Below are 20,057 nucleotides of genomic sequence, written 5' to 3'. Positions count from 1 at the left end.
ACGACGACATGGCTAATTTCTTTATCCAACGGCCGGTTTTCGCCTGGGTGCTTGCCATCATTTTGATGATTGCAGGCGGGCTGGCCATTCTCAAACTGCCCATCGCGCAGTATCCGACCATTGCCCCTCCCGCCGTGGCTATCACCGCAACGTATCCGGGTGCTGATGCGCAAACGGTGCAGGATACCGTAACGCAGGTTATCGAACAGAACATGAACGGTATCGATAACCTGATGTATATGTCATCCACCAGCGATTCCGCAGGTAATGTCACCATCACGCTGACCTTCCAGTCCGGAACAGACCCGGACATTGCGCAGGTACAGGTGCAGAACAAACTGCAGCTCGCCATGCCGCTGCTCCCCCAAGAGGTCCAGCAGCAAGGGATCGGTGTTGAGAAGTCCAGCAGCAGCTTCCTGCTGGTCGCAGGCTTTGTTTCCGATAACAAAGACCTCACACAGGATGACATCTCTGACTATGTCGCATCTAACGTGAAAGATGCCATTAGCCGCACCACGGGAGTGGGTGATGTGCAGCTGTTTGGTGCCCAGTATGCGATGCGCATCTGGCTCGACAGCAACGCGATGAACAAATACCAGCTGACGCCACTGGATGTGATTAATCAGCTGAAAACGCAGAACGACCAGATAGCGGCCGGCCAGTTAGGCGGAACGCCGTCAGTACCGGGGCAGCAGTTGAACGCCTCGATCATTGCACAAACGCGTCTGAAATCTCCGGAAGAGTTTGGCCGCGTGACGCTCAAGGTGAACCAGGACGGCTCCATGGTTCATCTGAAAGATGTGGCCCGCATCGAGCTGGGTGGCGAAAACTACAATATGGTCACCAAAATCAACGGGCAAGCGGCAACCGGCCTGGGGATTAAGCTGGCTACCGGTGCAAACGCACTGGACACGGCCGCCGCCATCAAGAGCAAACTGGCCCAGCTCCAGCAGTTCTTCCCGCAGGGGCTGAAGGTTGTCTACCCCTATGACACCACGCCTTTTGTGAAGATCTCTATCCACGAAGTGGTGAAAACGCTATTCGAAGCGATCATTCTCGTCTTCCTGGTGATGTATCTTTTCCTGCAAAACCTGCGGGCGACGCTTATCCCGACAATTGCGGTGCCGGTCGTGCTGTTGGGTACGTTTGCGATTCTGGCGGCGTTCGGTTTCTCCATCAACACCCTTACCATGTTCGGTATGGTGCTGGCGATTGGCCTGCTGGTTGATGACGCCATCGTGGTGGTTGAGAACGTCGAACGCGTCATGGTTGAGGACAAGCTGCCGCCAAAAGAGGCGACGCAGAAGTCGATGGGGCAGATACAGGGCGCACTGGTGGGTATCGCCATGGTGCTCTCGGCGGTCTTTATCCCCATGGCCTTTTTTGGCGGTTCAACGGGAGCCATCTATCGTCAGTTCTCGCTGACCATTGTCTCGGCTATGGCGCTGTCAGTGCTGGTCGCTCTGATTCTGACACCGGCACTGTGCGCCACCTTGCTTAAGCCCGTTTCCAGCGATCACCACGAAAAGAAAGGTGGCTTCTTCGGCTGGTTTAATGCGCTCTTTGACCGGAGCGTGGAGCATTACAGCAACAGCGTAAGCGGCATTTTGCGTAAGACCGGGCGCTATCTGGTGGTATACGTCATCATCGTCGGTGGTATGGCTGTACTGTTCCTGCGCTTACCCACCTCCTTCCTGCCCGAAGAGGATCAGGGGGTATTTATGACTATGGTCCAGCTCCCCGCCGGAGCCACCCAGATGCGTACCCAGCAGGTGCTTGACCAGGTTCAAAATTATTATCTCAACAACGAGAAGGCTAACGTTGATTCGGTGTTTACCGTGAACGGCTTTAGCTTTAGTGGTCAGGGTCAGAACTCCGGTATTGCATTTGTTAGCCTGAAGCCCTGGGAAGCGCGTCCTGACGCAGAAAATAGCGTTGAGGCGATTGTAAGGCGTGCGACAAAGGCCTTCAGTCAGATTAAAGATGGCCTCGTGTTCCCGTTCAACCTGCCTGCGATTATCGAGCTGGGTACCGCAACGGGCTTTGACTTTGAGTTGATTGATCAAGCTAACCTGGGGCATACCCAACTGACCCAGGCGCGTAATCAACTGCTCGGCATGGTGAGAGCGCACCCCGATCTGCTGGTTCGCGTTCGTCCTAACGGTCTGGAAGATACCCCACAGTTCAAACTGGATGTCGACCAGGAGAAGGCACAGGCGTTGGGCGTCAGCCTCTCTGACGTCAACCAGACGATCTCGACGGCATTGGGGGGAACCTATGTGAACGACTTTATCGATCATGGACGCGTGAAAAAAGTGTACGTCCAGGCCGACGCTCACTTCCGTATGTTGCCAGGGGACATCAACAACCTCTACGTGCGCAGCGCGAATGGTGAAATGGTGCCGTTCTCCTCCTTTAGCAGCTCGCACTGGGTGTATGGCTCGCCTCGCCTGGAGCGCTACAACGGAATGCCTTCGATGGAGATCCTCGGTGAGTCCGCGCCGGGTAAAAGTACCGGTGAGGCGATGGCCTTGATGGAGAACCTCGCCGCAAAACTGCCTTCCGGTATCGGCCATGACTGGACGGGAATGTCTTATCAGGAACGACTTTCTGGTAACCAGGCACCTGCACTGTACGCCATTTCATTGATTGTAGTGTTCCTGTGCCTGGCTGCGCTTTATGAAAGCTGGTCTATTCCCTTCTCGGTCATGCTGGTTGTGCCGCTGGGTGTCACGGGCGCGCTTCTCGCCGCATCGATTCGCGGGTTAAACAATGATGTCTATTTCCAGGTCGGCCTGCTGACAACGATTGGTCTGTCGGCGAAAAACGCCATCCTGATCGTCGAGTTTGCTAAGGATCTGATGGATAAAGAAGGTAAAGGGATCATTGAAGCCACACTGGAAGCATCCAGAATGCGTCTTCGACCGATCCTGATGACGTCGCTGGCCTTTATCCTTGGCGTGATGCCGCTGGTCATCAGCAGAGGAGCCGGGAGCGGCGCGCAAAATGCTGTCGGGACAGGCGTTATGGGAGGGATGCTTTCCGCAACGCTTCTGGCAATTTTCTTCGTGCCCGTCTTCTTTGTGGTTGTCCGGCGCCGGTTTACGAAACATAAAGAGTAATGTTTCTCAAAAAAGGCACCTCAGGTGCCTTTTTTATTTTTAGCATAAACAATGAATTAGATATGTCATAATCACAGCATTAATAGTTAACCATTTGCATTAAGTAAAAACGCCGCGTTACGTCTTCATATTTTCTCCATTAATTCATCCTGACAGCGACTTTTCTCCACGATTTTTACAAACAACATAATTTGAGATTATTCCCCGTGCAACGTTGCCTTATCCCGGTGGTAAAATAGTCTCCAGTTCGTTAATAGCCCTCCTGGCTGTATAGCGAATGAGAAATAATACTGAGGTAACATCATGAAAAGATTCATTTCCGTTGCACTACTCGCTGCGCTGCTTGCTGGATGCGCGCACGACTCTCCATGTGTACCGGTATACGACGATCAAGGCCGACTGGTTCATACCAATACCTGTATGAAAGGCACCACTCAGGACAACTGGGAAACAGCAGGTGCTATCGCCGGTGGTGCTGCCGCAGTGGCAGGTTTGACGCTGGGTATCGTTGCTCTGACGAAGTAACATCAGAACGTATCATGTGTGTAGAAAGCGCGGCTCTGTCCGCGCTTTTGCTTTTAAAGAGTGCAGCGTTTTCAGATAAGTAAAAAAATAGCCCTGTCTTTACCCACCTTGTTTATTTCATCCTGCGGACAGTCACATATTTTTAATGCACAGCGTTAAATTACATATTCTATCGTGATGATTTTCACATATTAATTACATTTAATACCCTGCCAATATTCACCCCAGAAACTATATCTTCTTTTTAAGGTATAGCCGCTGAAAGTTTTGCTCCGATTTGTGGCACAGGTTGTAATTTCGCACCGTTTCGGGGCGCTCTATTTATTTAACCCTGTCTACACTCAGCATTATGCGCTCACTGGTCACCTATTTTGTTGAGCGCAAAACCTGGCATTACGTTTGCTTTATAAACGTTGGCCAAAGCCACAGACAGGTAAAGCGTTTAAAACGCCTCTATAACGATAAATTTCGCCACACAGGATGCATTATGAAAAAGACGATGATAGCCAGCCTGGCCGCCGCGGGCATGTTGTTTGCTGTAGCCGGTCAGGCCCATGCGGGTACGACACTGGATGCCGTTAAAAAGAAAGGGTTTGTTCAATGTGGGATCAGTGACGGTTTACCTGGCTTCTCTTATGCCGATGCAAACGGCAAATTTACCGGTATTGATGTCGATGTCTGCCGCGGTGTCGCCGCCGCCGTTTTCGGTGACGACAGTAAAGTAAAATATACCCCGCTGACGGCGAAAGAACGTTTTACTGCATTACAGTCTGGCGAAGTTGACATGCTTTCCCGTAATACCACCTGGACCTCCTCCCGTGATGCAGGCATGGGAATGGCATTTACTGGCGTGACCTATTATGACGGTATCGGTTTCCTGACCCACAATAAAGCGGGCCTGAAAAGCGCCAAAGAGCTGGATGGCGCGACCGTTTGTATCCAGGCCGGTACCGATACCGAGCTGAACGTCGCGGATTATTTCAAAGCAAATAACATGAAATATACCCCTGTGACATTCGATCGCTCCGATGAATCGGCCAAAGCGCTGGAATCCGGTCGTTGCGACACGCTGGCTTCTGACCAGTCACAGCTGTACGCCTTGCGTATTAAGCTGAGCAACCCGGCGGAGTGGATTGTCCTGCCCGAAGTGATCTCCAAGGAGCCTCTTGGACCGGTTGTGCGTCGTGGCGATGAAGACTGGTTCTCCATTGTTCGCTGGACGCTGTTTGCCATGCTGAATGCCGAAGAGATGGGCATCAACTCGAAAAACGTCGACGAGAAAGCCGCTAAACCGTCCACGCCGGATATGGCTCATCTGCTGGGAACAGAGGGCGATTTCGGGAAGGATCTGAAGCTGGATAACAAGTGGGCTTACAACATCATCAAACAGGTGGGTAACTACGCTGAGATCTTTGAGCGCAACGTGGGATCGGAAAGCCCTCTGAAGATCAAACGCGGCCAGAACAATCTCTGGAACAACGGCGGTATTCAGTACGCGCCACCAGTACGTTAAGTCATTGCTGTAACGGGCACTGTTAAGGCAGTGCCCGCCCCAGAGTCATGGTTACCGAGGTTTCTTTATGTCCCATCGCCGCTCAGCCGTAAAAGGATCGCTATCCTTTTCTCATCCCGCGGTCCGCGCCTGGCTATTCCAGGTTATTGCGATTATTGCGGTTGTTCTTATCGCCGTGTATCTCATCCATAACACTATAACCAACCTGAATAATCGCGGTATTACTTCCGGCTTTGCTTTTCTGGATCGCAGCGCGGGGTTTGGCATTGTTCAACACCTTATTGATTATCAGGAAGGCGACACGTATGGACGCGTGTTCGTGGTCGGTTTACTGAATACGCTGCTGGTCTCTGCACTTTGTATTGTTTTTGCCTCCATACTGGGCTTCTTTATTGGTCTGGCACGTTTGTCCGAAAACTGGCTGCTGCGCAAACTGTCTACTTTTTATATTGAGACGTTCCGTAATATCCCGCCGCTGCTGCAGATCTTTTTCTGGTATTTTGCCGTGCTGCGCAACCTGCCGGGGCCACGTCAGGCTATTGATGCTCTTGATCTGTTTTTCCTGAGTAATCGCGGGTTGTATATTCCTTCTCCGCAGTCGGGTGAAGGGTTGTATGCCTTCATTGCCGCCCTTGTAATAGCGCTTGCTCTCTCAGCCGCCATGTTCCGCTATAACCGCAAGCATCAGTTCAAAACCGGGCAGCTTCGTAAAACCTGGCCAACCGCCGCCATCCTTATCATTGGCCTGCCACTTCTGACACACTGGCTGTTTGGGGCCGCCCTTCACTGGGATATTCCGCAGCTGCGTGGCTTTAACTTCCAGGGCGGAATGGTTTTAATTCCTGAGCTGGCAGCACTGACGCTGGCGCTTTCGATTTATACCTCTGCATTTATCGCCGAGATTATTCGTGCGGGGATCCAGGCCGTTCCTTACGGACAACACGAGGCGGCACGCTCGCTGGGATTACCCCATACGGTGACGCTTCGTCAGGTCATTATTCCGCAAGCGTTACGGGTCATCATTCCGCCGCTGACCAGTCAATACCTCAATATTGTCAAAAACTCATCGCTGGCGGCCGCCATTGGTTACCCCGATATGGTGTCGCTGTTTGCCGGAACCGTGCTTAACCAGACCGGACAGGCCATTGAAACTATTGCCATCACAATGTCTGTTTATCTGATCATCAGCCTGGTGATTTCGTTGCTGATGAACCTTTATAACCGTCGTATAGCACTGGTCGAGCGCTAAGGATCTATGATGACAAAAGCGATACTGTCGCACTCCTCGCGCCCTGCCAGTTCGACAGGCGGCCGTTTTATTCTCTGGGCGCGTAAGAATCTGTTCTCCAGCTGGAGTAACAGCCTGCTGACAATTGTATGTTTGTGGCTTATGTGGGAATTAATTCCACCGCTGCTGAACTGGGCTTTTTTACAGGCTAACTGGTCGGGATCCACTCGCGCAGACTGTACAAAAGCAGGGGCCTGCTGGGTGTTTATCCATGAGCGTTTTGGCCAGTTCATGTATGGATTGTATCCGCATGAACAGCGCTGGCGGATTAATCTGGCACTGGCCATCGGGCTGCTCTCCATCGCCGTAATGTTCTGGAAAAAACTGCCTCATCGGGGGCGTTATATTGCCTGTTGGGCAGTGGTGTATCCCATTATTGTTTGGGTGCTGTTGTATGGCGGCTTCCTGGGGCTGGAACGTGTTGAAACACGTCAGTGGGGTGGGTTAACGCTGACGCTGATTATCGCGTCCGTTGGGATAGCCGGCGCACTGCCATGGGGTATTTTGCTCGCGCTTGGGCGGCGCTCAAAAATGCCTGTCGTACGTGTGCTTTCCGTTATTTTCATTGAATTCTGGCGTGGCGTACCGCTTATCACCGTTCTGTTTATGTCTTCGGTCATGTTGCCGCTGTTTATGGCAGAAGGGACAACGATAGACAAACTGATCCGTGCCCTGGTCGGGGTCATCCTTTTCCAGTCCGCTTACGTTGCGGAAGTGGTGCGTGGGGGCCTGCAGGCTCTGCCTAAAGGTCAGTACGAAGCGGCGGAATCACTGGCGCTTGGCTACTGGAAAACGCAGGGACTGGTGATATTGCCACAAGCACTCAAGCTGGTTATCCCGGGCCTGGTCAATACCATCATTGCCCTCTTCAAAGATACCAGCCTGGTGATCATCATCGGGCTGTTCGATCTCTTTAGCAGCGTGCAACAGGCGACCGTTGACCCTGCCTGGCTGGGTATGTCCACCGAGGGATATGTCTTTGCTGCTCTGATCTACTGGATCTTTTGTTTTAGCATGTCGCGCTATAGCCAGCATCTGGAAAAGCGCTTTAACACCGGGCGTACACCGCACTGAGGAAATTATGAGCCAGATTACTATGACACCTGCCGACGCGATGATTACGCTGGAAAACGTGAATAAATGGTACGGGCAGTTTCATGTTTTGAAAGACATTAACCTCAAGGTTAAGCAGGGAGAACGGATCGTTCTTTGTGGCCCTTCCGGGTCCGGAAAATCCACGACCATTCGCTGTATTAACCACCTTGAAGAACATCAGCAGGGGCGTATTGTTGTTGATGGCATCGAGCTGAATGAAGATATTCGTAACATCGAACGGGTGCGCCAGGAAGTGGGAATGGTGTTCCAGCACTTTAACCTGTTTCCCCATCTGACCGTTCTGCAGAACTGTACGCTTGCGCCAATTTGGGTACGAAAGATGCCTAAAAAGGAGGCTGAAGCACTGGCGATGCACTACCTGGAACGGGTACGAATCGCAGAGCACGCCAATAAATTTCCCGGCCAGATATCAGGCGGTCAGCAGCAGCGCGTGGCTATCGCCCGTTCGCTCTGTATGAAACCGAAAATTATGCTTTTTGATGAACCGACATCCGCCCTGGATCCGGAAATGGTGAAAGAGGTACTGGATACCATGATTGGACTGGCGCAGTCCGGGATGACCATGCTGTGTGTGACGCACGAAATGGGGTTTGCCAGAACCGTGGCCGATCGGGTGATCTTTATGGATCGTGGGGAAATCGTTGAGCAGGCACCGCCGGATGAGTTCTTCGCACAACCTAAATCTGAACGTACGCGGGCTTTCCTGTCACAAGTGATCCATTAAGCGTGTCTTAGCCCGGTGGCGTTTCGCTTACCGGGTCTGACTTTTTCCGGGAAACATAACGCAAAAAGGCCATCCTTTCGGATGGCCTCTTCACTTGTTTGATGTCTGGCAGTTCCCTACTCTCACATGGGGAGACCCCACACTACCATCGGCGCTACGGCGTTTCACTTCTGAGTTCGGCATGGGGTCAGGTGGGACCACCGCGCTAAAGCCGCCAGACAAATTCTTTTACTTCTTGCCGAACTTTAACCTAAGTATAAAGTGGTGCTGATACCCAGAGTCGAACTGGGGACCTCACCCTTACCAAGGGTGCGCTCTACCAACTGAGCCATATCAGCACGCTAAATTTGATGCCTGGCAGTTCCCTACTCTCGCATGGGGAGACCCCACACTACCATCGGCGCTACGGCGTTTCACTTCTGAGTTCGGCATGGGGTCAGGTGGGACCACCGCGCTAAAGCCGCCAGGCAAATTCTGTTAATCTGTATCAGCTGAAAATCGTCTCTCATCGCCAAAACATCTTCGGCGTTGTAAGGTTAAGCCTCACGGTTCATTAGTATCGGTTAGCTCAACGCATCGCTGCGCTTACACACCCGACCTATCAACGTCGTAGTCTTCAACGTTCCTTCAGGAGACTTAAAGTCTCAGGGAGAACTCATCTCGGGGCAAGTTTCGTGCTTAGATGCTTTCAGCACTTATCTCTTCCGCATTTAGCTACCGGGCAGTGCCATTGGCATGACAACCCGAACACCAGTGATGCGTCCACTCCGGTCCTCTCGTACTAGGAGCAGCCCCCCTCAATTCTCCAGCGCCCACGGCAGATAGGGACCGAACTGTCTCACGACGTTCTAAACCCAGCTCGCGTACCACTTTAAATGGCGAACAGCCATACCCTTGGGACCTACTTCAGCCCCAGGATGTGATGAGCCGACATCGAGGTGCCAAACACCGCCGTCGATATGAACTCTTGGGCGGTATCAGCCTGTTATCCCCGGAGTACCTTTTATCCGTTGAGCGATGGCCCTTCCATTCAGAACCACCGGATCACTATGACCTGCTTTCGCACCTGCTCGAGCCGTCACTCTCGCAGTCAAGCTAGCTTATGCCATTGCACTAACCTCCTGATGTCCGACCAGGATTAGCTAACCTTCGTGCTCCTCCGTTACTCTTTGGGAGGAGACCGCCCCAGTCAAACTACCCACCAGACACTGTCCGCAACCCGGATTACGGGTCTACGTTAGAACACCAGCCATTAAAGGGTGGTATTTCAAGGTTGGCTCCACGCAGACTGGCGTCCACGCTTCAAAGCCTCCCACCTATCCTACACATCAAGGACCAGTGTTCAGTGTCAAGCTATAGTAAAGGTTCACGGGGTCTTTCCGTCTTGCCGCGGGTACACTGCATCTTCACAGCGAGTTCAATTTCACTGAGTCTCGGGTGGAGACAGCCTGGCCATCATTACGCCATTCGTGCAGGTCGGAACTTACCCGACAAGGAATTTCGCTACCTTAGGACCGTTATAGTTACGGCCGCCGTTTACCGGGGCTTCGATCAAGAGCTTCGCGTTGCCGCTAACCCCATCAATTAACCTTCCGGCACCGGGCAGGCGTCACACCGTATACGTCCACTTTCGTGTTTGCACAGTGCTGTGTTTTTAATAAACAGTTGCAGCCAGCTGGTATCTTCGACTGATTTCAGCTCCACCCGCAGGGGCTTCACCTACATATCAGCGTGCCTTCTCCCGAAGTTACGGCACCATTTTGCCTAGTTCCTTCACCCGAGTTCTCTCAAGCGCCTTGGTATTCTCTACCTGACCACCTGTGTCGGTTTGGGGTACGATTTGATGTTACCTGATGCTTAGAGGCTTTTCCTGGAAGCAGGGCATTTGTTACTTCAGCACCGTAGTGCCTCGTCATCACACCTCAGCGTTAATAAGGTACCGGATTTACCTGGAACCTCCGCCTACATGCTTAAACCGGGACAACCGTCGCCCGGCTAACATAGCCTTCTCCGTCCCCCCTTCGCAGTAACACCAAGTACAGGAATATTAACCTGTTTCCCATCGACTACGCCTTTCGGCCTCGCCTTAGGGGTCGACTCACCCTGCCCCGATTAACGTTGGACAGGAACCCTTGGTCTTCCGGCGAGCGGGCTTTTCACCCGCTTTATCGTTACTTATGTCAGCATTCGCACTTCTGATACCTCCAGCACCCCTCACAGGACACCTTCAACGGCTTACAGAACGCTCCCCTACCCAACAACGCATAAGCGTCGCTGCCGCAGCTTCGGTGCATGGTTTAGCCCCGTTACATCTTCCGCGCAGGCCGACTCGACCAGTGAGCTATTACGCTTTCTTTAAATGATGGCTGCTTCTAAGCCAACATCCTGGCTGTCTGTGCCTTCCCACATCGTTTCCCACTTAACCATGACTTTGGGACCTTAGCTGGCGGTCTGGGTTGTTTCCCTCTTCACGACGGACGTTAGCACCCGCCGTGTGTCTCCCGTGATAACATTCTTCGGTATTCGTAGTTTGCATCGGGTTGGTAAGCCGGGATGGCCCCCTAGCCGAAACAGTGCTCTACCCCCGAAGATGAGTTCACGAGGCGCTACCTAAATAGCTTTCGGGGAGAACCAGCTATCTCCCGGTTTGATTGGCCTTTCACCCCCAGCCACAAGTCATCCGCTAATTTTTCAACATTAGTCGGTTCGGTCCTCCAGTTAGTGTTACCCAACCTTCAACCTGCCCATGGCTAGATCACCGGGTTTCGGGTCTATACCCTGCAACTTAACGCCCAGTTAAGACTCGGTTTCCCTTCGGCTCCCCTATACGGTTAACCTTGCTACAGAATATAAGTCGCTGACCCATTATACAAAAGGTACGCAGTCACCCCATAAAGAGGCTCCCACTGCTTGTACGTACACGGTTTCAGGTTCTTTTTCACTCCCCTCGCCGGGGTTCTTTTCGCCTTTCCCTCACGGTACTGGTTCACTATCGGTCAGTCAGGAGTATTTAGCCTTGGAGGATGGTCCCCCCATATTCAGACAGGATACCACGTGTCCCGCCCTACTCTTCGAGTTCACAGCCTGTGTGCTTTCGTGTACGGGACTGTCACCCTGTACCGTGCGACTTTCCAGACGCTTCCACTAACACACAAGCTGATTCAGACTCTGGGCTGCTCCCCGTTCGCTCGCCGCTACTGGGGGAATCTCGGTTGATTTCTTTTCCTCGGGGTACTTAGATGTTTCAGTTCCCCCGGTTCGCCTCGTTAACCTATGTATTCAGTTAACGATAGTGTGTCGGAACACACTGGGTTTCCCCATTCGGACATCGCCGGGTCAAAGGTTCATATCACCTCGCCGGCGCTTTTCGCAGATTAGCACGTCCTTCATCGCCTCTGACTGCCAGGGCATCCACCGTGTACGCTTAGTCGCTTAACCTCACAACCCGAAGATGTTTCTTTCGATTCATCACCGGTTTGCGAAAATTTGAGAGACTCGAACACACATTAACTGTGTGTCGTTTCAATTTTCAGCTTGATCCAGATTTTTAAAGAGCAAATATCTCAAACGTCACCCTAAGATGAGTTTTGAGATATGTCGGCAGGTGACTTTCACTCACGAACCAGCAAGTGGCGTCCCCTAGGGGATTCGAACCCCTGTTACCGCCGTGAAAGGGCGGTGTCCTGGGCCTCTAGACGAAGGGGACACTGAAGTCTCAATCGCAAGACGCCTTGCTATTTACTTTTCATCAGACAATCTGTGTGGACACTACAAAGGCAGGTTCTTTAAGGTAAGGAGGTGATCCAACCGCAGGTTCCCCTACGGTTACCTTGTTACGACTTCACCCCAGTCATGAATCACAAAGTGGTAAGCGCCCTCCCGAAGGTTAAGCTACCTACTTCTTTTGCAACCCACTCCCATGGTGTGACGGGCGGTGTGTACAAGGCCCGGGAACGTATTCACCGTAGCATTCTGATCTACGATTACTAGCGATTCCGACTTCATGGAGTCGAGTTGCAGACTCCAATCCGGACTACGACGCACTTTATGAGGTCCGCTTGCTCTCGCGAGTTCGCTTCTCTTTGTATGCGCCATTGTAGCACGTGTGTAGCCCTACTCGTAAGGGCCATGATGACTTGACGTCATCCCCACCTTCCTCCAGTTTATCACTGGCAGTCTCCTTTGAGTTCCCGGCCGGACCGCTGGCAACAAAGGATAAGGGTTGCGCTCGTTGCGGGACTTAACCCAACATTTCACAACACGAGCTGACGACAGCCATGCAGCACCTGTCTCAGAGTTCCCGAAGGCACCAATCCATCTCTGGAAAGTTCTCTGGATGTCAAGAGTAGGTAAGGTTCTTCGCGTTGCATCGAATTAAACCACATGCTCCACCGCTTGTGCGGGCCCCCGTCAATTCATTTGAGTTTTAACCTTGCGGCCGTACTCCCCAGGCGGTCGACTTAACGCGTTAGCTCCGGAAGCCACGCCTCAAGGGCACAACCTCCAAGTCGACATCGTTTACGGCGTGGACTACCAGGGTATCTAATCCTGTTTGCTCCCCACGCTTTCGCACCTGAGCGTCAGTCTTTGTCCAGGGGGCCGCCTTCGCCACCGGTATTCCTCCAGATCTCTACGCATTTCACCGCTACACCTGGAATTCTACCCCCCTCTACAAGACTCTAGCCTGCCAGTTTCGAATGCAGTTCCCAGGTTGAGCCCGGGGATTTCACATCCGACTTGACAGACCGCCTGCGTGCGCTTTACGCCCAGTAATTCCGATTAACGCTTGCACCCTCCGTATTACCGCGGCTGCTGGCACGGAGTTAGCCGGTGCTTCTTCTGCGGGTAACGTCAATTGCTGCGGTTATTAACCACAACACCTTCCTCCCCGCTGAAAGTACTTTACAACCCGAAGGCCTTCTTCATACACGCGGCATGGCTGCATCAGGCTTGCGCCCATTGTGCAATATTCCCCACTGCTGCCTCCCGTAGGAGTCTGGACCGTGTCTCAGTTCCAGTGTGGCTGGTCATCCTCTCAGACCAGCTAGGGATCGTCGCCTAGGTGAGCCGTTACCCCACCTACTAGCTAATCCCATCTGGGCACATCTGATGGCAAGAGGCCCGAAGGTCCCCCTCTTTGGTCTTGCGACGTTATGCGGTATTAGCTACCGTTTCCAGTAGTTATCCCCCTCCATCAGGCAGTTTCCCAGACATTACTCACCCGTCCGCCACTCGTCACCCGAGAGCAAGCTCTCTGTGCTACCGTTCGACTTGCATGTGTTAGGCCTGCCGCCAGCGTTCAATCTGAGCCATGATCAAACTCTTCAATTTAAGTTTGATGCTCGTGAATTAAACTTCGTAATGAATTACGTATGTTCACTCAGAGACTTGGTATTCATTTTTTGTCCGAAGACATTAAGAATCCATGTCACTTTGAGTGCCCACACAGATTGTCTGATAAATTGTTAAAGAGCAGTTGCGACGCGGCTTACAGCTCACCGTCGCGAGGTGGCGTATATTACGCTTTCCTCTTTCAGAGTCAACCCTGAAGTTCAGGATTTTTTCTCTTCAACCGACCGGGTTAACTGTGAAGTGATTCACATCCGCCGTGTCGATGGAGGCGCATTATAGGGATCCCAATTTTTAGCACAAGTACTTTTTGGATCTTTTTTTCCAACTGTCGATTTTCCGCGCTTTTCGCTGAAATCCCACCCAATATGCTTAAATATTGACGCTTTTTGCCTTGCCTCGATCCATTAATATGATCAAGTCTTCTATATAGTGCTCATCGTTCGAGGTAGATATGTCCGCAGTATTACGTCCTTATAAAGATCTTCTCCCCCAAAAAGGCGATCGCGTGATGATCGATGCCAGCAGCGTGGTCATCGGCGATGTTCGAATGGCCGATGACGTCAGTATCTGGCCGCTCGTCGCCATTCGGGGGGATGTAAACCATGTGGCCATTGGTGCACGCACCAATATTCAGGACGGTAGCGTTCTGCACGTAACCCACAAATCCTCCTATAACCCCGAGGGCAATCCACTCAGCATTGGAGAAGATGTCACCGTCGGCCATAAAGTGATGCTTCACGGCTGCACTATTGGTAATCGGGTTCTTGTTGGCATGGGGTCGATTTTGCTGGATGGCGTCATTGTAGAAGATGACGTGATGATTGGCGCAGGCAGCCTTGTTCCCCAGAACAAAAGACTGGAGAGCGGCTATCTCTATTTGGGAAGCCCGGTAAAACAGATCCGCCCCCTGAAGGAGGCAGAGATCGAAGGATTAAAATACTCAGCGAATAACTACGTTAAATGGAAGAATGACTATCTGAGTCAGGATACCCAGACCCACCCCTGATCGTCTTCCTGCTGATCGCGGATTAAATCGCTGGCTTCCTCTTCAAGATCCCAGCGATTTTCACAAAACACCTCTAACGGGTCTGAACCACCAAAGCGACGCAACAGCGTTTCCCCACGAATGGCACAGGTAAGTTGCATTCCATGCACCAGCACCGGGAAACAGACCGCCTGTTTACTCTCGTCCCAGCTTTCCCTGTCCGGAAAATGAATTGCCTGATTCACGCCGTGAGCTCCCTTTTCAGCTTTTCAATGACCGGTTCGACCAAAGGCAATACACCGTGCCAGAGCAGCACCGCGTGTGCCGCCTGTCCCACCAGCATTCCCAGCCCATCGGCTACGTGTTTTCCGCCGTGCTGTTCACACCAGTTCAAAAAAGGTGTCTTCCCTTTCTGATAGAACATGTCGTAGAAGTAAATATGGGCACTTACCAGCGAAGCAGGGATCGCCGGCACGTCACCACCGATACCGCTGGAGGTGGCGTTGATGATCAGATCAAACTCACGATCGGCAAGTTCATCCAGGGCGACCGCGCTCACGCTGCCGGTATGTGCGAACAACGCAGCCAGCGCTTCTGCCCGCGAGAAGGTCCTGTTTGTAATGGTCACCGCGCAATCCAGTGACAGCAGAGGCAGCAATACTCCCCGCGACGCTCCGCCCGCACCAATCAGCAGAACCCTGAAACCAGGTTTAATAAACGAGAGCCTTTCCAGATCGCTCAGTAACCCAATTCCGTCAGTGTTATCTCCCAGCAGGCGTCCATCCTCAAGCCGTTTTAAGGTATTCACTGCACCCGCAAGGGAAGCACGCTCGGTGAGTTCATCCGCACGTTCGAAGGCTTCCTCTTTAAACGGTACCGTTACATTCGCACCTTTGCCACCCGCGTTGAAGAAACCCTCCAGCGCAGGAATAAATGCATCAACGGGTGCCATCACGCGGCCATAGGGATGATTTATTTGCAGTTGCTCGGCAAACAGTTGATGGATTAACGGTGACTTGCTGTGTGCTATCGGATTACCAAAAACAGCATAGGTTTCCATTGGATTACCCCTGGCGAAAACGTTCGCCGGTCAAGGCGTCGCGGATTTCAGACGGATTGAGGCGCCCTCCCGTCTCACCGACGGCAACCGGGAAATCATTCCCAAACTGCGCCCGTACTTCGTCGGTTGTGCGGCAAGGTGGCTGCCCGGTCAGATTCGCGCTGGTTGAGACCAGTGGTTTCCCAAAGGCCAGGCAAAGCTCGACCACCAGCGGATGGTCCGTTACGCGCACGGCGAGGGAATCAAAGCGCCCGGTCAACCAGCGCGGCGTTGTCGGCTTCGCCGGGAAAACAAAGGTCACGGGGCCGGGCCATGCTGAGAAAATAGTCTCCCGCTGCTCCGGCGTTAGCATGGAATCATCGATATAAGGCTTAAGCTGCTCATAGTTAGCAGCGATTAAAATAAGCCCTTTTTCGACTGGCCTCTGTTTAAGTGTGAGCAGTCGGCCAACGGCCGTTTCGCTGTCAGGATCGCAACCGACCCCAAAAACAGCTTCAGTTGGATAGGCGATGACTTCTTCATTTTTCAGGACATCCACCGCATGAGCAATGGAGCCTGATGGCAGGTTATTCTTCACTGTTTTGATCCGCCGGAACCGGCTTTCCACATTGTTTACTGGCGCAGAAGCGTTTCAAACCTTGCGCCGCTTTTTTCTCTATAAGTAGCGGATAATTGCAATGAGAGCAGACACCCGCTACCGGTTTGAAATTGATAACAAACTGACATTCAGGATAGCGATCGCAGGAATGAAAGGTCTTACCAAAACGAGAACGGCGCTGCACGAGCTGTCCACGCTGGCATTGAGGACAGGCAATAGCCGTTTCATCAGGTTTATCAATTTGTTCTGTATGTTCACATTCAGGATAGTGGCTACAGCCAATAAACATGCCGAAACGGCCCTGACGTAGCGCTAACTCGCCGCCGCAAAGAGGGCAAAGCTGTCCCTCCAGAATTTTGACGATATGTCCATCCGCCTGGCTTTTCAGGGGACGGACATAATCACATTCCGGATAGTGGGAACAACCGAGAAACGGGCCGTGTTTCCCGGACCGAATAACAAGTTCAGCCCCGCACTGCGGGCAGGGCTCATTTTTATGCACCGTGAATAGTGCTGATTTGGCCATAACAACTCTTGGTGCTGCACATTGAATTAATGCAGCATACCTTCATTCACTTCAAAGAGTAATTCTTCCATTTGCTGATAGGCATTTTCACAGCCTGGAATATTAAACAGAACCATCAGGATGACCCACTTGAGGTCTTCCAGTTCGAAGTCTGCCGTATCCAGCGCCATAACGCGCTCTATCACCATCTCTCTCGTTTCGAGGTTTAGCACCTGAATCTGCTCAAGGAATAAAATGAATCCCCGGCAGCTCGCGTCCAGCCTTTCACACTCTTCAGCTGTGTAGATGCGCACAGACAATGGGTCAGAAGCTAACTGCATCGGTTCGGCGAGGCCTTCCTGATAATCAGCCAGTTTTTCCAGCCACATCAACGCATTATAGATATCTTCCCGCTCAAACCCCGCATCGGTAAGATCCTGTGTCAATTTGTCCTGATCCACTCGCATTTCTGCTTCGTTATGGATGTAAGTCTCAAACAAATACATCAGTACGTCGAACATGGCTTGCCCTCCTTAATCGGACATAGCCGCCGGGTACAGCTGCGATCCATCCTGCTAACTCCAGTTCGAGTAGCTGTGCTACCGTAACTGGCACAGGTTGGCCGGCACGTTCAGCGACAACGTCAACAGGTGTTACCTCATCTCCTACGTTAGCCAGGAGCTTGGGAAATGGCAATGCCACCTTTCCCTGATCTGATGAATAATGTCGCTTTTCGGGATCTTCCTGCAGCCATTGCAATCCATATTGCAAATTTTCAAGAATGTCCCTGACTTCCGTTACCGGTGTTGCACCCTGCTTTATCAGCCAGTGCGGCCCTTCGCATCCCGGGTTACCAATTGGGCCGGGTAAGGCAAACACGTCTCGCCCCTGCTCAAGCGCGCACCGTGCGGTAACAAGCGAACCGCTGCGTACCGCTGCTTCAACCACGAACACCCCCTGACTTAGCCCGCTGATAATTCGATTACGCCGGGGAAAGTGTCCCGGCCGGGGCTGCGCTGATAGCGGAAACTCAGACACTATCGCGCCACCAGAATCGATAAGCCGCGCAGCCAGCGCCTGATGCCGACGAGGATAAATACTAAAGAGACCGTTACCCAGCACCGCAACGCTACGCCCTTTTGCCGATAGCGCAGCGTTGTGGGCGACACCGTCAATACCGCAGGCCAGCCCGCTGGTGATCGTTAAACCACTTTGAGAAAGCTGTTCACAGAGAATTTTTCCCCATCGCTCGCCGTACCATGACGGCGCACGGCTGCCAACAACCGCCAGTTGAACTGCATTCAGTACATTAGGGTTGCCTTTAACAAAGACTGCGCCTGGATAATCCGGGATCGTCCGGAGTAAGGGGGGATAAAGGGGGTGATCCGCCGTGATCAGATAGTTACCCGGCAGCTCAAGCCATAGCAGGCTACTTTCCAGCTCACTTTCTCTGAGCGCAAAGAACCGTGCAGCCTGTTTGACAGACAGACCGGCGTCTCTGACAACAGGACCATCAATGGTTGTCTGGTTGTGCAATCGTGCTGCCGCTTCCAGCATCACATCGCCATAAAGAGAACCGGTGTGTATTAACCGTAGCCATAACTCAGTCGATGTCATCCTTTCCCCTGCCATAAGCGGCCTCCGCAATCATTGCGATTGGTCACTGATGCTGTCAATCGATGGGGGTTTTGTCTAGAATAGGAGATAATATTCTTATCAACTCCTGAACACGACTCTGGAAATTTATGGCAGTTTTGCAAGTGTTACATATTCCGGACGAGCGCCTTCGCATCGTCGCTGAACCGGTAAAAGAAGTGAATGCAGAAATTCAGCGTATCGTTGATGATATGTTCGATACCATGTACGCCGAAGAAGGTATTGGTCTTGCGGCCACTCAGGTCGACATTCACAAGCGTATCATCGTGATCGACGTATCTGAAAATCGCGATGGCCGCCTGGTATTAATCAATCCTGAGCTGCTCGAGAAGAGTGGCGAAACAGGTATTGAGGAAGGTTGTCTGTCTATTCCGGAACAGCGTGCTTTAGTGCCGCGCGCCGAAAAAGTGAAAATTCGCGCCCTGGATCGTGACGGCAATCCGTTCGAACTGGAAGCTGACGACCTGCTGGCGATCTGTATTCAGCATGAGATGGATCATCTGGTCGGTAAACTGTTTATCGATTATCTCTCGCCGCTGAAGCAGCAACGAATTCGTCAGAAAGTAGAGAAACTGGATCGTTTGCGTTCTCGCGCATAACGTCCCCCCGGATACAAGGATCATCGTGTCTAAATCACTACGTATTATCTTCGCGGGAACCCCTGATTTTGCAGCGCGTCATCTTGACGCGCTGTTATCTTCTGGCCACCAGGTTGTTGGCGTGTTTACCCAACCGGATCGCCCGGCTGGCCGTGGTAAAAAACTGATGCCAGGTCCTGTTAAGGTGCTGGCAGAAGAACATGGGTTACCTGTTTTCCAGCCAGCATCCTTGCGCCCTCAGGAAAACCAGCAGCTTGTCGCTGACCTGAATGCCGATGTAATGGTGGTGGTGGCTTATGGTTTAATTCTGCCAAAAGCTGTGCTTGATATGCCTCGCCTGGGTTGCATTAACGTGCATGGTTCTCTGCTTCCACGCTGGCGCGGGGCAGCACCTATTCAGCGCTCTTTATGGGCGGGTGATGCTGAAACGGGCGTCACAATCATGAAGATGGATGTAGGTTTAGACACCGGTGACATGCTTTATAAACTGGCCTGCCCCATTACGGCCGAGGATACCAGTGCCACCTTGTATGACAAGCTGGCAGAGCTTGGCCCGCAAGGGCTGATTGAAACCCTCCAGCAGATTGCGAATAATACGGCGAAACCTGAAGTTCAGGATGAAGCGCTGGTCACTTACGCTGAAAAACTGAGTAAAGAAGAAGCCCGGATTGACTGGTCTCTGTCAGCGGCTCAACTTGAACGCTGCATTCGCGCCTTTAATCCATGGCCGATGAGCTGGATGGTTATCGACGAGCAGCCGGTGAAAGTCTGGAAAGCCTCCCTTATTGACGGTCACACAACGGCTGAGCCCGGTACGATTATCGACGCCAGCAAGAACGGTATTCAGGTAGCTACCGCACAAGGGATCCTGAATCTGGAATCGCTACAACCTGCGGGTAAGAAGGCGATGAGCGCACAGGATTTGTTAAATTCTCGTCGCGAATGGTTTATCCCGGGCAATCGCCTTGCCTGACCTCATTTAATTTTAGCGCCCGGTGTTTCCGGGCATTTTTA

15 protein-coding genes, 2 tRNA genes and 4 rRNA genes are annotated in these 20,057 nt (G+C 52.2%); 9 read left to right on the top strand and 12 right to left on the bottom strand.

The features are described 5' to 3' along the window. Positions 1-8 precede the first annotated feature (8 nt). From AM410_RS09300 to AM410_RS09275, 6 genes are all read left to right on the top strand, one after another. Positions 9-3,122: an efflux RND transporter permease subunit gene (locus tag AM410_RS09300; protein ID WP_108647744.1), complete on the top strand. Its 3,114-nt coding sequence runs from the start codon at positions 9-11 to the stop codon at positions 3,120-3,122. Positions 3,123-3,425: 303 nt separating this feature from the next. After that, entirely contained in the window at positions 3,426-3,647 is a 222-nt protein-coding gene (locus AM410_RS09295; RefSeq protein ID WP_008502867.1) for a lipoprotein, read from the top strand. A gap of 487 nt (positions 3,648-4,134) precedes the next feature. Next, a complete protein-coding gene (locus tag AM410_RS09290; RefSeq protein ID WP_014171877.1) occupies positions 4,135-5,160 on the top strand; it encodes an amino acid ABC transporter substrate-binding protein in 1,026 nt (341 codons plus the stop codon). A gap of 67 nt (positions 5,161-5,227) precedes the next feature. Continuing rightward, positions 5,228-6,409 (top strand): amino acid ABC transporter permease, encoded by a 1,182-nt coding sequence (locus AM410_RS09285; RefSeq protein WP_044857902.1) that lies wholly within the window; start codon positions 5,228-5,230, stop codon positions 6,407-6,409. Positions 6,410-6,418: 9 nt separating this feature from the next. Then, on the top strand, positions 6,419-7,522 hold the full coding sequence (locus AM410_RS09280; RefSeq protein WP_047743809.1) for an amino acid ABC transporter permease: 1,104 nt from the start codon (positions 6,419-6,421) through the stop codon (positions 7,520-7,522). A 7-nt stretch (positions 7,523-7,529) separates the two neighbouring features. After that, positions 7,530-8,288, top strand: a complete 759-nt coding sequence (locus tag AM410_RS09275; protein WP_047743810.1) for an amino acid ABC transporter ATP-binding protein — start codon at positions 7,530-7,532, stop codon at positions 8,286-8,288. 103 nt (positions 8,289-8,391) lie between these two features. Here AM410_RS09275 and rrf (AM410_RS09270) read toward each other — a convergent pair. From rrf (AM410_RS09270) to AM410_RS09245, 6 genes are all read right to left on the bottom strand, one after another. Next, positions 8,392-8,507 (bottom strand): 5S ribosomal RNA (gene rrf / locus AM410_RS09270). 43 nt (positions 8,508-8,550) lie between these two features. Next, positions 8,551-8,626, bottom strand: a tRNA-Thr gene (locus AM410_RS09265). A 14-nt stretch (positions 8,627-8,640) separates the two neighbouring features. Further along, a 5S ribosomal RNA gene (gene rrf / locus AM410_RS09260) occupies positions 8,641-8,756 on the bottom strand. Positions 8,757-8,820: 64 nt separating this feature from the next. Next, a 23S ribosomal RNA gene (locus AM410_RS09255) occupies positions 8,821-11,726 on the bottom strand. A gap of 192 nt (positions 11,727-11,918) precedes the next feature. Then, positions 11,919-11,994: transfer RNA gene (locus AM410_RS09250), tRNA-Glu, on the bottom strand. Positions 11,995-12,079: 85 nt separating this feature from the next. Next, a 16S ribosomal RNA gene (locus tag AM410_RS09245) occupies positions 12,080-13,619 on the bottom strand. Together the 16S, 23S and 5S rRNA genes with 2 tRNA genes alongside form the textbook arrangement of a ribosomal RNA operon. Before the next feature lie 472 nt (positions 13,620-14,091). On the opposite strand from AM410_RS09245, the gene AM410_RS09240 reads away from it, so the two are divergent. Then, entirely contained in the window at positions 14,092-14,646 is a 555-nt protein-coding gene (locus AM410_RS09240; RefSeq protein WP_073397841.1) for a gamma carbonic anhydrase family protein, read from the top strand. On the opposite strand, the gene AM410_RS09235 is transcribed toward AM410_RS09240, so the two are convergent. Genes AM410_RS09235 through dprA form a run of 6 tightly spaced genes read right to left on the bottom strand, consistent with a single transcriptional unit; the run spans position 14,622 to position 18,405 of the window. Beyond that, positions 14,622-14,870 carry a DUF1488 domain-containing protein gene (locus tag AM410_RS09235; RefSeq protein ID WP_014171883.1) on the bottom strand — a complete coding sequence of 83 codons (249 nt, stop codon included), beginning with the start codon at positions 14,868-14,870 and terminating at the stop codon, positions 14,622-14,624. The two genes, AM410_RS09240 and AM410_RS09235, sit on opposite strands and share 25 nt — an antisense overlap. After that, complete coding sequence (gene aroE / locus AM410_RS09230; protein ID WP_073397839.1) at positions 14,867-15,685, bottom strand: shikimate dehydrogenase; 819 nt, start codon at positions 15,683-15,685, stop codon at positions 14,867-14,869. The genes AM410_RS09235 and aroE overlap by 4 nt, the downstream gene beginning before the upstream one ends. Positions 15,686-15,689: 4 nt before the next feature. Beyond that, the gene (gene tsaC / locus AM410_RS09225) at positions 15,690-16,262 is read right to left on the bottom strand and encodes an L-threonylcarbamoyladenylate synthase type 1 TsaC (RefSeq protein WP_020882978.1); all 573 of its coding nucleotides are present in this window, start codon (positions 16,260-16,262) and stop codon (positions 15,690-15,692) included. Beyond that, entirely contained in the window at positions 16,252-16,809 is a 558-nt protein-coding gene (locus AM410_RS09220; protein WP_040018167.1) for a DNA topoisomerase family protein, read from the bottom strand. The genes tsaC and AM410_RS09220 overlap by 11 nt, the downstream gene beginning before the upstream one ends. 26 nt (positions 16,810-16,835) lie before the next feature. Beyond that, positions 16,836-17,309: a DUF494 family protein Smg gene (smg, locus tag AM410_RS09215; protein WP_014171887.1), complete on the bottom strand. Its 474-nt coding sequence runs from the start codon at positions 17,307-17,309 to the stop codon at positions 16,836-16,838. Then, on the bottom strand, positions 17,281-18,405 hold the full coding sequence (gene dprA / locus AM410_RS09210; RefSeq protein WP_063157245.1) for a DNA-protecting protein DprA: 1,125 nt from the start codon (positions 18,403-18,405) through the stop codon (positions 17,281-17,283). Before dprA ends, smg begins: the two co-directional genes overlap by 29 nt. Before the next feature lie 128 nt (positions 18,406-18,533). On the opposite strand from dprA, the gene def reads away from it, so the two are divergent. Next, positions 18,534-19,043, top strand: coding sequence for a peptide deformylase (def, locus tag AM410_RS09205; RefSeq protein WP_008503479.1), 510 nt, complete (start codon positions 18,534-18,536; stop codon positions 19,041-19,043). Between the two features lie 25 nt (positions 19,044-19,068). Then, positions 19,069-20,016: a methionyl-tRNA formyltransferase gene (gene fmt / locus AM410_RS09200; RefSeq protein WP_014171889.1), complete on the top strand. Its 948-nt coding sequence runs from the start codon at positions 19,069-19,071 to the stop codon at positions 20,014-20,016. The last annotated feature ends 41 nt before the right edge of the window (positions 20,017-20,057 follow it).

Origin of the sequence: Enterobacter cloacae complex sp. FDA-CDC-AR_0164, from assembly GCF_003071645.1 — a bacterium.
GTDB classification, from domain to species: Bacteria; Pseudomonadota; Gammaproteobacteria; order Enterobacterales; family Enterobacteriaceae; genus Enterobacter; species Enterobacter ludwigii.
The sequence above is the reverse complement of the archived record's forward strand: the minus strand, read 5'-3'. Positions and strand labels throughout refer to the sequence as shown.

Bases quoted from the DNA above. Each gene is read 5' to 3' on its own strand.
- AM410_RS09300 (WP_108647744.1), top strand. From the start codon at position 9: ATGGCTAATTTCTTTATCCAACGGCCGGTTTTCGCCTGGGTGCTTGCC.
- AM410_RS09295 (WP_008502867.1), top strand. From the start codon at position 3,426: ATGAAAAGATTCATTTCCGTTGCACTACTCGCTGCGCTGCTTGCTGGA.
- AM410_RS09290 (WP_014171877.1), top strand. From the start codon at position 4,135: ATGAAAAAGACGATGATAGCCAGCCTGGCCGCCGCGGGCATGTTGTTT.
- AM410_RS09285 (WP_044857902.1), top strand. From the start codon at position 5,228: ATGTCCCATCGCCGCTCAGCCGTAAAAGGATCGCTATCCTTTTCTCAT.
- AM410_RS09280 (WP_047743809.1), top strand. From the start codon at position 6,419: ATGACAAAAGCGATACTGTCGCACTCCTCGCGCCCTGCCAGTTCGACA.
- AM410_RS09275 (WP_047743810.1), top strand. From the start codon at position 7,530: ATGAGCCAGATTACTATGACACCTGCCGACGCGATGATTACGCTGGAA.
- AM410_RS09240 (WP_073397841.1), top strand. From the start codon at position 14,092: ATGTCCGCAGTATTACGTCCTTATAAAGATCTTCTCCCCCAAAAAGGC.
- aroE (WP_073397839.1), bottom strand. From the start codon at position 15,685: ATGGAAACCTATGCTGTTTTTGGTAATCCGATAGCACACAGCAAGTCA.
- AM410_RS09220 (WP_040018167.1), bottom strand. From the start codon at position 16,809: ATGGCCAAATCAGCACTATTCACGGTGCATAAAAATGAGCCCTGCCCG.
- smg (WP_014171887.1), bottom strand. From the start codon at position 17,309: ATGTTCGACGTACTGATGTATTTGTTTGAGACTTACATCCATAACGAA.
- dprA (WP_063157245.1), bottom strand. From the start codon at position 18,405: ATGACATCGACTGAGTTATGGCTACGGTTAATACACACCGGTTCTCTT.
- def (WP_008503479.1), top strand. From the start codon at position 18,534: ATGGCAGTTTTGCAAGTGTTACATATTCCGGACGAGCGCCTTCGCATC.